This is a genomic window from Chrysosporum bergii ANA360D (assembly GCF_029891735.1).
GTDB lineage: Bacteria > Cyanobacteriota > Cyanobacteriia > Cyanobacteriales > Nostocaceae > Umezakia > Umezakia bergii.
This window is the reverse complement of sequence record NZ_JANQDH010000094.1, coordinates 1-14435: the sequence shown is the minus strand read 5'-3', so window position 1 is coordinate 14435 and position 14435 is coordinate 1. Positions and strand designations below refer to the sequence as shown.

The following is a 14435-nucleotide window of genomic DNA, read 5'->3' as shown; positions in this document are numbered from 1 at the left end:
CTCTTCCTATTCCAAACACTTGCGCCGCTTTGGTGACTCTACCACCATTTTCTATATAATCTACTACTTTTTGTCTTAAATCTAAACTATAAGCCATGATTTCTACTCCCATACCTTCTCTCTTCAATCTTACACTCTTTTGGTCTCATTCTTAAGTTAAACTACTATAAGTATCAAATTTACCGTAAATTTGGTAAATAGGTTATCATAAACTAGGATACAAGCCACAATGGCAATTTAACCAAGGACGTTTACCATCATGGCACATCTTAATATAGCCCACGAGCGTTATCGTCAAATGCTGGTTCGCGACGGACAGCGACGTTTTAATGAATGGCACAGTGAGTTTCTTCGCTATCAAAAGGAATTCCTCAAAGACCACGAACATAGAAGAGACCGCAAGTAGCTAAATAGGTTAGAGCAGGCATCTTGCCTGCCCCCACAAAAGTTTGATGATCAACCACGCTTTAACAAATGATGGACACCATAGGTAGTTGAGGGAAGTAATAGTCCTTGCAATTTTAAGTTATGTAAACGGTACAAATATGCAGCACCAGTCATAATATGCTCGGCAACATCCACAACTCGCCGGTGATTGGGTTCAGCTAGATACGATTCTTTTACCCAGGTGTTAAAAGCCCCCATTGCAGGACCACACCAGATTTGATAATCCATTGCTCGGCTTGCTTCTCCTGTATTCGCCCAGCGAGAAGACAGCCCCAAATACCAGCGAAAAATTAGCGCCATTTTCCGTTTAGGATTATTTTCTGCTCTCGTGATTTGTTCGGGATCACGTTGAGAAAAATAAGCTACGGTCTCTTGCCACACTTCCTCTAGAGTTTTGCGGAAAACTTGTTTTTCTAATTCCTGTCTCTCCGTTGCAGGAATTTCATCAATAGAATTATAAGCCCTGTATAATTCAAACAGTCTCTGCGATCGCATAGGGAATAAAGTTCCTCGTTTGAGAACCTGTAGTTTGACACCCATTTCAAACATATCTGCCGCAGGTGCCATCATCACATCAGCCATCCCAGCTTCAGCCAGTAATTTTTTGCTGTGTGCAGATGCTCCTGATTCAATACAAGATTGATTAACTGAACCTGTCACCACATAAGCAGCACCCATCATAAATGCAGCTAATGCTGAGTGTGGCGTACCAATTCCCCCGGCCGCACCTACTCTCACCGATGTTTGATAACAGTATTTTTCCGAAATCTCATCTCGCAGTGACAAAATAGCAGGCAATAGACACACCAAAGACCGATTATCTGTGTGACCACCAGAATCTGCTTCTGCGGTAATATCATCGGCCATAGGTACTTGTGCTGCTAATTTAGCTTGTAATTCAGTAATTAAACCCTGGGAAACTAGCAGTTTGAGGATTTTTTCTGGTGCCGGTTGTAAAAACTTGGTAGCAACTTCAGGGCGAGAGATTTTGGCAATGACTTTGTTTTTGATCTGAATTTGATTTTCAGCATTGAGACTCAGCCCAGCCGCTCGATAATAAACAATATTAGGAGTTAAATCCAAAAATGCCGAAGCTTCAATGGTAGTAACACCATATTTGAGATATAAATCCACACTGCCCCGCTCAATGGCATTTTCGCTGGGACTGTGGATTAAATTAAAAGCATAGGGACCCTTGGGTAGTGCTTCTTGAATACTATGAATAGCTTTTTCAATCCGCGATGGAACTAACCCACCCGCACCAAAAGAACCGAGAATTTTAGCTTTTCCCAAAGCAATAACTAATTCTTCAGAAGCAATACCATTGGCCATTGCCCCTGCCCCATAGGCATATTTGACTCCATGAAAAGCCTGAAATTTAGGATCACCCAATTGTTGGGGCATTAAAGGCGGAACAGCTGTAATGGTGTCCATACTGCCGGACTTACTAACATCACCATCAACTAAATATCCTTCATTGGTTGCCCCAATTTGACCTTGTTTGCTGACAAAATAACAAGGTAATTCTAGATTGGATAATTTAGCCTTAATGCCTTCTTCATCAAAAGCGATCGCATCTAAGGAACCCTGCCAAACTGGACCTTGACTATTAGTTGGGTAGTCAAATCTCAGTTGGTTGTTAGATGATTTTAACTGTGTTGTTGTCATGGTTCTATTTTTCCTTTTTGGATGACTCTTTCGGTTAAGAATTGATTTTTCACATTTCAACAGTCCAAACAATATTGGAAAGTTTAGTATAAGCAGACTGAGTTGAATTATTCATGGTTTGAGATTTAGCAATTTGCACCTGCATGATCTTTAAGTTATTAACAGGCATAGATGGTGACATCATGGTTTTTGAATCGCTATTTTTCAGGGACTGGGAAATCATTTCTGGCTGAAAGCGTGCTTGATTATCTGCATTGAAAATATGGTCATAGATTCTAGCACCTCCCAATGTAATAGTTTTGGTCAAACTCATCATTGATTTAACTGTAGATTTCTTGGATAAGGAAAGATAAAGAGGAGATAAATCCACATCAACATCATGACTAATTAGTTTAGCCAACAGCCTGATTATATTAGTGTGGTCATCAACACCTTTATGATTAATTGCTATAGCTAGATGTTCTAATTCTTTGAGATTGGCATCAATCCATCGAGAACAGTTATTTTTCGCTCCAACCTCAATAAAAATCCTCACCCCATCTTGGTAAACTCGGTTAATCAGTCGGGGAAAATCTACTGTTTGACATACAATTTCTGTGCTATTCCGGGCAATTTGGTTACTATCAACCACTAATCTATCACCAGTTACTGCTGAGTAAAAATCAATATCTGGGGTGTTTTCAATGGCATAACTATGGACTTGAAGCAGGTCGTCGTGGGCTGCTCTAACCAGATCACAATGAAGAATACTGTCAAAGTTTATAGTAACATAACGACATTTTAATTGGTCAATTACTTTTAAACAAGATTCAGGTTTACCTGCTATGATTACTTCTTCAGGAGTGTTGATAAAAGTCAGATAAACTTGATGCTCTGACTTTAATATCTCCATCACTGCAGATGCAGGTGCTTTGAGCAGATAAGATATCCAGAACCTTCCCTCTCCCGGTGGTAAAGTTAAAGGTAATCCCCACAATTCACGACCCAGTACACAATCACCACACAACTGAGTTTTAAATAAAGGTGATGTGAAAAAAGCAGTTTGAGTATTACTCCCATGAATCAGGTGAGATTGGGGATGCCAAACTCCTAAAGCCAAAAACATGGCACTAGCTTCACCTTGGCTATATCCGCAAGCAACTTGGGGTTTTACTGAGAAGTAATTTTGGAGAATGTGAGTGTATAGCGTTGCCAAACTAATACCAGTGAAACACATAGCAGCCCCGTTCTTAAAAAACTCTGATGCTGCTGTGGAAGGTTGAGTTAAACTCCTAGGATAAATTAGTTTTTCACTCAAGGCCTGACTAACGTTAGATGTCCATCTTGAGAAATTGTCATAAAGGTGAGGAAACAGGCGGAAAACATCTTTTCCAACTCCGATATCAGAACTAGCCATACCGGGATAAACAAAGGCAATTTTTCCTTTTTTCCCTAACGGGTTGGCTGTAAAATAACTGCCTAAAGGAGTTTTCCATTCACTTTGGTGTTGAAATGCTGTGGGGATACTGTTAACTGCCCAGTTAATTTCTGTGAGCAATTCTTCTCGATCATGACCAACAATGGCTAATTTATATTTAGCACGAAGAGACTGCTGGAAAGTTTCATAGGTTTGAGCAGCAGTGATGGCTAAACATTCACTATGCTCTATGTGCTGTTTGAGAGTGTTAATCTGAGTCAGTAGAGTTCCTTGGTCATCAGCAGCTATAAGAAACAGATAAAAAGGAGTTTGTTGCAAATAATGACTAGAACGCTGCTTTTGGCTAGGTGCTTCTGAAAGAATCAGGTGAGCATAACTACCATCTGAGCCTAGCCCATTAATAGCGGCAATTCTTTTAGGTATGCTTGGCTCTAAAAACCAAGTTCTTGATTCCTGAGCAACATAGAAAATACTATCCTGCCAATGTTCTGGGAAACTTTTTGGCTTTGACCAATGGGGAGTACCGGGAATATACTGATTATATAGGCAGAGGGCTGTTTTAATTAAACTCGCCATACCAGAAGCGGCGTATGTATGCCCAATGTTGGCTTTAATACTACCAATACAGCAAGTTAAATGGTCGGTTGGTGATTTTTTCTGGTGTTGATATGCTAAATTTAACCCTGTGATTTCCGCAGCATCTTCTGGGGCAATACCACTGGCGAAAACTTCCAGATAACCAATATCTTGGGGTTTAACCTTGGCAGTGTCAAAAGCCTGGTGACAACTTTCTTCAATTGATTGAGGAGATTTATCCGGACTGTTATTTTGTACTAAAGCGATCGCATCAATGGTGGCATAAATTCGTTCTTGCTGCTGCCGGGCAGTTTGCTCACGTTTGAGAACCACAGCACCAGCACCTTCTCCCACCATCCAACCGTTGGCGTTGATATCATAACTTAATGTTTTGGTTCCTGTATTAATAGGTGCTAACTGATGCCGCCAGAGGACATTTTCCAACCCCCCTGCCAAGTCCACAGATCCCACCACCACTGCATCCACTTCTCCCCGGTTTAAGAGCATCTGAGCAATTTCCAAAGCCTTAAACACAGAATTCTCTTCCCCAGAAACAGTAAACGCCGCACCGGAAAAATCCCACAATGCGGAAATGCGGGTAGCCATTATATTACCAGCAAAGCTAGTACATCTATTAAGTGATACTTCAGGATAAAGACTATTTTTCACAGTGGTTGCTAACTCGGCAACTTTTCCAGGGGACAGGGTAACATTCTCTGTTGGTAAGCTGCTAGGAACTTGCCAAGATAAATCCACACGCCCTAGAAATTGGTTTATTTCCAACTCCATTGCCATGGCGACAATCACCGCTACGTTTCCTCCCTCCCTTAAACCTGCATCTTTAATGGCATCATCGGCAACTTTCATCAACAGCAACTGTTGGGGAATCAGGTGATCTTCTTCTCTGGGTGGGAGTTTAAAGCGGAGAAAATCCACATCAAAATCTTGAATATAAGCTCCATCCGGGGCTTTTCCATCCTCAAAGCCGTGGTCTTGCAGTAATTGCGGTTGTGATTCAATTCCCCTCCATCGTTGGGGGGGGACAGGGATAAAATGCTGTTGACCTGTGTAAATTGTCCGCTCCAAAGCATCCACATCTTTACAAGCACCCAAGCAAGCCGCCATACCCACTATAGCCAAGGGATTTTGTACAGCAGTGGGGGAAGGATGAGACTTTTCCGGGACTTGTTCTGGCTTTGATGACTCTATAATCAGATGAGCGTTTGTACCACCAAAGCCAAAGGCGCTGACTGCAGCCCAGACAGGATTATGAGTAAAGGAGTTGTTTGGCCAAGGTATATTAGTATTAACAATTTGATGGGCTGAGATGTTTCCCATTTGTGAACTGAGGGGTTCAGTTAAGTTAATAGTTGCGGGAATCATCCCCTTATTCATGCTGAGAATCACCTTAATCAGGCTAGTCATCCCTGCAGCAATTAACAAGTGACCAAGGTTTGATTTCACCGAACCAATTAATGGCCGGGCTTGATACCTACTAAAGTAGGCATCCATCGAGTTAAGTTCCGTCATGTCTCCCACTGGCGTTCCTGTGGCGTGACACTCTATATAGTCAATACTCTGGGGATTAATTTCCGCATTTTGATAAGCTCTTTCCAAAGCCAAGATTTGACCTTTGGTATTGGGATTGAGAACAAATTTACCCTTACCATCATTAGATAACCCAATGCCGTTGATAATAGCGTAGATGCGATCGCCATCCCCCAGTGCATGATCATATCGCTTCAACACCACCATACCTGCCCCTTGAGAAGAAATTATTCCTTGAGATGACCGATCCAAAGGACAGGTAACATCATTTTGGGGATAGGCTTGGAAAATAGAAAAAGCCAGATGATGAAACAGGGGGTCACTACAACTAACAGCACCTGCTAACATCAGGTCAGCTTTGCCTGATAACAAGTAATCACAGGCGAGTTTAATGGCATATAGTGATGAAGCACAGGCTGCATCTAGACAAAAGTTGATGCGGGAAAGAGATAATGCTTGAGCAATGAGTCCCGCAGCGTACCCTGGTAGTACAGCATTTCCCGCAGATAAACCACTAGATAACCCGGGCAAAGAATAAGATTTATCCTCTAAAAGCTCTTGAATAGCTGAATTAATCACCCGGTGGTATATGGAGGTAAAAAATCGCCGTGAAAATCTAGTGGGATCAGAATGATTACCTAAAATCACACCACAGTTAGACAAAACCGAGGAATTGTTTAAATAACCACTATCTTGTAAAGCCTTTTGGGAGACATATAAACACCATTGGTAAAGCGGGTCTAAATTTTCCAGCATTGCTGGAGGAATTTTATATCCACTAGCATCAAATTGAAAATCCCGAATATATCCGCCTTTCATGCAATAGTATTTGTCAGTTTTACCCTTGACTGGATCATAAAACAGTTTGGCATCTACCCCCATTTGCTCTTGATTAGCGTAGGAAGTCAAATCTTTTTGGTCAATTAAATTCTGCCAATATTTTTCTGGATTATCTGCACCGGGAAACAGACAAGATATACCAATGACAGCAATTTTTTCCATAATGCTCCTAAATTTATCTAGATTTATTTTGTTTATTTTGCTATTGTTACAGCCCTATACTGGGCGTATAAAGTCAATACGCCCCGTCAGAATTAATTACTAGTCAACCAATTGGCAAATTCTTTTAACCAAAGTTGCTCTGGAGAAGTAGCCGCCTGAAAATTACCTTCTCGAATCCCTGTCAACAAAGTGCGAATTTCATCCGTGGGATTTGAGATTTCCTCCAGCACTTTGTATAGTACAGCTACTGCCTCAGAAACTCCTGCTTGCTGCATCCAGGTCTCTACCTTATGGGCAAAATCAAGATCAGGGGTATGGGGAAAAGAAGTTTCCAACGCTCCGCCCACTTGATTTAAAAGTTCTAAAATCAAAGCCTTGCGCTTTGCATTGTCCAAAGACTTGAGTGTTTCCGGATAAATAGCCTTACCTAAGTAATAATCTTGATGGGTATAGCCCACAGGAAATTCTAAGCGGGTTTCTAATGGTTCAATAGGTAACCCTCCCACAAATTTCACAGGTACTATGGGGAGATTTAGTTCCAATGCTAAATCAATAAAAACAGCACTCAGACTTGTAACAGGCTGGCGACAACTCAGGGAGCAAGTTCCTTGGACATGAACTAGCACAGAACGTCCTTGCTCAGTTATGAGTTTTTTTATAGCAGCAAGAACTGTCATCATAGACGACGGATTTTCTCGGTCAAAGTATAAACCTAGTTCCGGATCTTGAGAGTTAGGATAGGAATAAAGCTGATGCCGCATTTGGCTGATCCAACTATACCGATGCTCTGCTTTAGCTACTGCATGAATGGGATTATCTGTCAGTGCCGCAACACCAAACATAAATAGTAGAGATTCTATTCCTACTTGGTGGTTAGCCAGGTAAAGTTTTGGTGTTGCTTTGATTTCATCAAAGTCCTGACTATCTTCAAGCACTACAGCACCGACAAAACGCTGATATAAAGCTGTAAAGAGTGCGTACAAAACTGGGTGTTCATAGCCTAACAACTTGCGCCAAAATGAAGATAACTTATTTTTTTCTCTCTCTTGGGCGGGAATGAATAGAGGGTTTAGCTGTTTGCTCAGAGTCCCCTCAGCGCCTAATAGTTGTAAGTAAACCTGTCCGTGAATATCATGCAATATGGCATTAGCCTTTAAATGGGTGTTACTAATAGAAACAACTTCCATTGACACATAATACATTGTGCCAGAGGGAAGCTGTTGAAAATATTCGTACTTTTCACATTTGAGAGGTAAACCAGGAGCTTGATGGAAATGACGAATCCAAATCAACATAGCTTGATATGCTGTATCTGCTGTATAGGGGTCAAATGTCTGTACTGGAAAAAGACCGTATTTTTGAACCCTGGGGGCAGGCATCTGACATTCTAATGTCAGTTTCTTGGGGCTCATATTTAAAACTCTTTTCACACCTTGGAAAGTAGGTCCGTGAAATAATGCGCCATCTTGATAAGGTGAAAGAGTCAGGCAATATTCATCTGTAGTTGCATCAAATTCTGGATATGTGGGACTAGGGGGAATTTGCCGGAGGAGTTGAATTTGGGAACTGTAATGATATTGTGGTTTACCTTTGCTATTGTGACTCCAAACAGTGACATTTAATTTAACTTCATTCTCCGCGGACTTGCTCACCTCCTGCACATCTACAATATATTCATCTGCCAAGGTTTGGTCAAAAACAATTCCTTTTAACACCTTAAAGTTACTAGATGTGAAAAATTTGTAAGCTGGATACAGTTGCTCACAAGTGTTAGCCATCCAGGCAGCAGAACAAGTAGCTGGTAATACGGCATGATCACCAATCATGTGATCTTGTAAAAAAGGATTATCTTCTAAAGTTAATTTGCGCCGGATGCGGTGAGTTCGCAGTTCTGGTTCTAGTGACCCAGACCTAGTAGCGAGGGAGCCACCAACTAACACCTGTACTTGCTCTCCCCCGGCAAATGCTAACTCTTCCACAAACATTTGTGTTCCCACTTCAAGGGGGATTATGTCTATGTTGCGTTGCGCTAAAACTTCTTTAACTTCTGGTGTCACCATACCACCATCCCAAGCGCCCCAATTAAAGGAAACAATATGACATTGGGGATGTTGATGTTTGAGTTGATGAGCGAATTTGTTGAGAATTTCGTTGGCAATGGCATAGTCAGATTGACCAATGTTACCATAAAACCCCGCTGCGGAAGAAAACAAAACTAAATGATGCAGTTGACTCGGTTCAACACAACCAAGGAGGGTTTGTAGTCCCATAATTTTGGGTACATAAACTGCTTCAAAATCATCTGGTGTTTTATGCTGAATCAGTTTGTCAGCTAAATTTCCCGCCCCGTGAATAATTCCGGTGATTTTGCCAAACTTCGCTGCTACTGCAGCAACTTTTTCTTGGACTACAGTACCTGCTGTGATATCGGCACTAATATATTCCGCCCTACCGCCAACTTGCTCAATTTGAGAGATGGTGGCTTGAATTTCCCGACTGTGGAGAATGCTTTTGAGCATTTTATTAACTTTAACAGGTGTGGGTTTTTCTCCTTGAGCGGAAATATGTTCAATGATGCGCTTTTTCAATTCATTTTCATCACTACAACCACCAGCGTAGTCTGGTTCCCCATCCATAGCTGAACGCCCCAGGAGGATAAACTTACATTTAAACACCCGTGCTAGTTTAATCACGCATTGAGATGTAATTCCCCTACCGCCTCCACTGACAAGAAACACAGCATCTTCATGCAGATGATTTGGTTGATTGATTGATGTGCGATTAATAGCATATTCTTCATTAATTAGAGTGGTGCGTCCTTGGGCACTATATCCCACCTCCACAATTAATTGATTGGGGTCGTATAATTCAGCCATGATTGACTGGGCTGCTCTTTCCCCACTGACATGAGGACTGATATCTAAGCCGCGACAAAATACTTTTTCCCATTCTAAGTTGAGGGTTTTTGTTAGTCCCAATAAACCTCCATCAATGGGGTTAACATCAGGGTGTCCTGTCATTCCCAAATTGCCATCTAGCCGAGATACGGTAATAAAAGAACTGCGTCCCGGTTGGGTAACTTCGGTGAGGGGTTTTTTCAGATGTTTGGCGAGGAGAAAAACTTGCTTAACAATGGCTTTAGCTGTAGTAGCTGTGGTCTCTAAGGGACTGAGATGAATAAATGCACCCACAGGACCGTAATTTTCAGCCATGGCTTTGAGTTGTTGCTGCAAATGGGCTTCACTCATATCTGATAACATCACATGATTTATTCCTGTAGGTAACGATAAGCCATGGCTGATGACTGACTCGGGAAAACTGAGTACCACCACTGTCCACCCTCGTGCTGTTAAAGATTGGGCTAAGTGAGTAGTTAGGGGGCTTCCATCTGCGGTAATCAAGCAGACGTGGTGGTTACTCACAGTAAAATCTAATTGATCTGGAGTGGGTAAATATTGTAATTTCGCCCACCCCCTCCGAATACTATGATTCAGAGGAAACTCCGTCAAAGCTTCTATGCCAGCACTAAAGTTTTTTTTTCCCCCGATGTTTTTACTTGACCCATGTAGGTAACAATTTCACCCAGGGTTCTCATTTCCGACAATTCTTCAGGATTCAGAGGTGGTAAGTCGGGGTATAAATCCTGCATGGCTCCCAGAATTTCTACTCGTTTGATGGAGTCAATACCTAAATCGGCTTCCATATCCATCTCTAATTCCAACATTTCTGTAGGATAACCTGTTTTATCACTCACCACTGCCAGTAAAGATTGAGCCAAAGCTGCTACATCTGACTTACTCATCACATCCACAGGCTGTGCTACCGACTCTGAAGTGGTTTCGGCAGTGGCTTCAACATCTGATTTATTGGTAATTACTGCTACTGACTCAGAAACATTGACAGAACTAGCTTGATGTGCAGATGCTGGTGTGGCTTCAACATCTGATTTATTGGTAATTACCGGTGTTTTGGGTGTGATGACAGCAGCAGAATCAGGTAATAATTTTTCTTGAGAATGGCCGTTACCATTTTCTGCTACCACCGCAGCAGAATACTGTTGCTGCATCAGTCGTAAAAATCCTTGGGAAGTTTCTCCTTGATTTTTTAAATATTCTTCTTGAACACGTAATACTTCTGCTTGGTGTTCATAAAAGCGCATCACCATGCGCTCAAAGCTGTGGATAAAGTCCAGGTCTAATGTTTGCATTGGTGTGGATGAAGCTAGAGTTAATTGTTGAGGAATGTTGGTTGATGTAGATTGAGTTGACATAGATATAGATATTGATTGTTTAGGGGTTATAGATTGAATGAAGCAAAACTGATGAATCTGCTTATAGCGGTTTTCGGTGCTTAGTGAGGTAAATCATTAACAAGCAGGATGCTTATGTTACAGATTACCATTACTGCCAGCAGATGAGCCTTGTGGCTGTTGTTGGGCTTGAATTTTCAAGTCAATTTTTTGTGAATTTTGCAATGCCTCCTCAAAAGCCGCTTTAGTTTTGTCACTGACATAATTATTACCATTTAACTTGAAAGTTAAACTTTTTTTGGTATTAATATCAGGTACTTTTTCACCCACTTGATAGGGATCAAGTTGCTTGAGAACTAATCCAGCTACTCTGAGTTGTACCACTGCTTCCCGCAACAGGCGATCGCTATCTTTGCCTGGAGTTGCTGACTTGCTGCCACCGTGAGGATTCAAAGCCACTGCTAAATGTGGTCTGTCCCCCAAAATATTTTTGACTAAGTTGGTCACAACTTGCCTTGGTCCAAATTCTACAAAACAATAGCCACCGGCAGCATAGATATTTTCAATTTCCTGTTTAAATAATACAGGATTAAGCATATGTTCTGCTAAAGTTTGGCCAATTAGTTCTGGATTTTCTGGATACACATTGCCTGTGACATTGGAAAATACAGGAATTTTGGGTTGATGGAATTTCACAGTTTTAACTGCCTGGGCAAAAGGCTTTTGAGCATAACCCACAAAAGAAGTATGAAAAGCCCCAGAAACATTGAGCAATGTGCAAGAATAACTGTCCTTTGTCAATAACTCTTGCGCTTTGGTAATTTCTGATTTACTTCCCGCCAAAACCACCTGTTGACGGGAGTTCCAGTTAGCAATTTTAATGTGAGGAAAATGGCTGATTAGCTGTGGCAATTTCTCCATATCACCAGTCACAGCCAGCATAGTTCCTGTGTCCACATTCGCACTTAAAGGAGATGCCATGGCTTCTCCCCTAGCCTTGGCTAATAAGAAGTAATCTTGATCAGATAAAACTCCCGCACACCACAAAGCTGTCAGTTCACCAAAACTGTGACCAGCCACAAAGTCGGGTTTGAATCCAGCTTGTTGGAGAATCTTATACAGACCAACACTAAACACACCAATAGCAGGTTGAGCATTGTCAGTGCTTTGCAATTTTGCCTTTTGAGCATCTTGTTCAGACTTACTGAACACAGGCACTGGATATACCACATCGCTAATAGGGGATTTTCCGGACTGACTCAAAATGCTGTCCATCTGGGCCCAGGCTTGGCGGAGTATGGGGAAGTTGAGGGTTAATTCCTTACCCATCTCTAAATATTGAGAACCTTGCCCTGAAAACAAAGCAACTATTTTTGTTGATTTGGTGTGTGGATTAATACCTGTTTGCCGATAGTAGATACCTTGGGGATGTTCCCATGATGGTGCTGCTCCTTGAGTGAGCAATAACTTAATTGCCATCTGCAATGATGTACACGCTTCCGTGATGGATTCAGCTACAAAACCCAACCTGGCACAATGTGGGGGGATGACTAATGACTTACAGGCATCAACCAGGTGGACATAATGTTGTTCTTTGCCGGTGCATTGCAATTTTTCCAGCACTGTTTCGCACTCAGTTTTTAATTTAACTGGGTTATCAGCAAACAGGAGGATTTCATGGCGATGGTGGTGTAAACGATAAGGGTCATGTTGTTCCCTTGTGTGTTCTTCTAAAACCACATGAAAGTTAGTGCCACCAAAGCCAAAAGCATTGATACCAGCCCTTCTCGGTTCATTTACAGTGGGTAGCCACGGACGAGTTTCCGTATTTAAATAAAAGGGAGTATCGTCAATTTTTGCACGAGGTTGACTGACATTAATCGTGGGGGGTAGCACTTTATGATGTAAAGCTAGAGCCATTTTAATTAAGTTGGCAGTACCCGCAGTGGCTTTAGTGTGTCCAATTTGGGATTTCACACTACCTAAAGCTATGTGTTTTTTGGGAGGTGATTGTGAGTTATTTTCCCCAAACACCTCATTTAAAGATGTCAACTCCACCAGATCACCCGCCGCAGTGCCGCTTCCATGTGCCTCTATCAAACCCACGGTGGAGGGTGGAAAGCCTGCCTCTGCATAGGCTCTACGAAAGGCATTTACCTGCCCGGCAACACGGGGAGCGTATATGCTTTTGTCCTTGCCATCGCTGGATGCGCCAATGCCTTTGATTACAGCATAGATGCGATCGCCGTCTCTTTCCGCATCTTCCAGACGTTTGAGTACCATCATGCCTATGCCTTCACCAATCAGCATTCCATCTGCTTCCGCATCAAAAGGTTTAATCTTTTGCTGCTTAGAAAAGGCAGGGGTTTTGCTAAAAGACATATACATAAGGATGGAATTGTTAGTATCCACCCCACCTGTAATCATCATGTCACTGCGATAATCAGTCAGTTCGCTCAATGACATTCTCAAGGCACCCAAAGAAGCAGCGCAAGCTGCATCCACCACACAGTTAATTCCGCATAAATCCAAACGGTTGGCAATTCTTCCAGCGATGACATTATTCAGCAGTCCCGGAAAGGAATTTTCTTCCCATTTGACATATGCCAATTTGATTTTTTCAATAATTTCCTGAGTGTCTGCTTCAGAAACTCCATTACTCCTCAGCACTTTCTCCCACACAGGATATTCTAAGCGAGCAGTCATAGTAGAAACGAGTTGTAGCGGTCCTGACACTCCCAAAATCACACCCGTGCGCTGGCGAACTGCGTCGCTACATTCACCATAACCCGCATCTATCATGGCTTGTTTAGCCACTAATAGTGAAAGTGTTTGTGAATCATCTGTCACCTCCAAAATCTTCGGAGGTAATCCAAACTCCATGGGGTTGAAATCAACATCTGGTAGAAAGCCACCCCGCTTGCAATAGGTTTTATCCGGAGCCTTTGGGTCTGGATCATAGTAGTCATCTATGTTCCAGTGAGAGGGAGGGACATCAGTAATACAATCCACCTTGCCAATAATATTCTGCCAATATTCTTGCAGGTTCTTGGCTTGGGGAAACAGACAAGCCATACCGATAATGGCCACGGGAGTCCGTTGCAGTGGATAGTCCCGACTATTATTAAATGTGTTCTCAGTCATGGTGTCTTTTTTTTCAGTAATATCGTACTGAATATACCATATCAGACGTAAGTTAAGAGAAGGTTAAGGCCAGTTTAAATTTAGGTTAAGGCCAGTTTAAATTTAGGTTAAGGCGCAAAATAAGGAGAGTCTAGGAGTTACGCATTGACAGAATAACAAAATAGTGCATTAATCTAGGGGGACTTTGATTCTCGGTTATTGCATCGGGTTGTAATGTGGTATCAGTAGCACCGGCTTCTAGCAGGTATTGGTGACAAGCAGGATGCTTGTGTTACAGGCGCTCGCGCATTCCGTAAGAGTCCGTTAAAACGGACTTGAGCTTTGAGACGGGGAATTTATTCCCCGGCTTCTTGTGTTACAAGCGATTGGCTTCGCCAGTGCGGT

5 protein-coding genes and 1 pseudogene are annotated in these 14435 nt (G+C 42.1%); 1 reads left to right on the top strand and 5 read right to left on the bottom strand.

The genetic code is table 11. The features are described 5' to 3' along the window. Nucleotides 1-97 (bottom strand): IS630 transposase-related protein (locus NWP17_RS14335; protein ID WP_280655474.1); only part of this gene is annotated, 97 nt, incomplete at its 3' end. Nucleotides 98-259: 162 nt separating this feature from the next. Here NWP17_RS14335 and NWP17_RS14330 point away from each other — a divergent pair. Further along, nucleotides 260-406 (top strand): hypothetical protein, encoded by a 147-nt coding sequence (locus tag NWP17_RS14330; RefSeq protein WP_280655571.1) that lies wholly within the window; start codon nucleotides 260-262, stop codon nucleotides 404-406. A gap of 50 nt (nucleotides 407-456) precedes the next feature. Here NWP17_RS14330 and NWP17_RS14325 read toward each other — a convergent pair whose 3' ends face one another. The 4 genes and pseudogenes from NWP17_RS14325 to NWP17_RS14310 all read right to left on the bottom strand — a co-directional run. Next, nucleotides 457-2115: a PfaD family polyunsaturated fatty acid/polyketide biosynthesis protein gene (locus NWP17_RS14325; protein ID WP_280655570.1), complete on the bottom strand. Its 1659-nt coding sequence runs from the start codon at nucleotides 2113-2115 to the stop codon at nucleotides 457-459. A 49-nt stretch (nucleotides 2116-2164) separates the two neighbouring features. Beyond that, nucleotides 2165-6658: a PfaB family protein gene (locus tag NWP17_RS14320; RefSeq protein ID WP_280655569.1), complete on the bottom strand. Its 4494-nt coding sequence runs from the start codon at nucleotides 6656-6658 to the stop codon at nucleotides 2165-2167. A gap of 92 nt (nucleotides 6659-6750) precedes the next feature. Next, nucleotides 6751-10167: an SDR family NAD(P)-dependent oxidoreductase gene (locus NWP17_RS14315; protein WP_280655568.1), complete on the bottom strand. Its 3417-nt coding sequence runs from the start codon at nucleotides 10165-10167 to the stop codon at nucleotides 6751-6753. 53 nt (nucleotides 10168-10220) lie between these two features. Then, nucleotides 10221-14051: pseudogene (locus NWP17_RS14310) on the bottom strand (beta-ketoacyl synthase N-terminal-like domain-containing protein); the annotation flags it as partial. Nucleotides 14052-14435 lie beyond the last annotated feature (384 nt).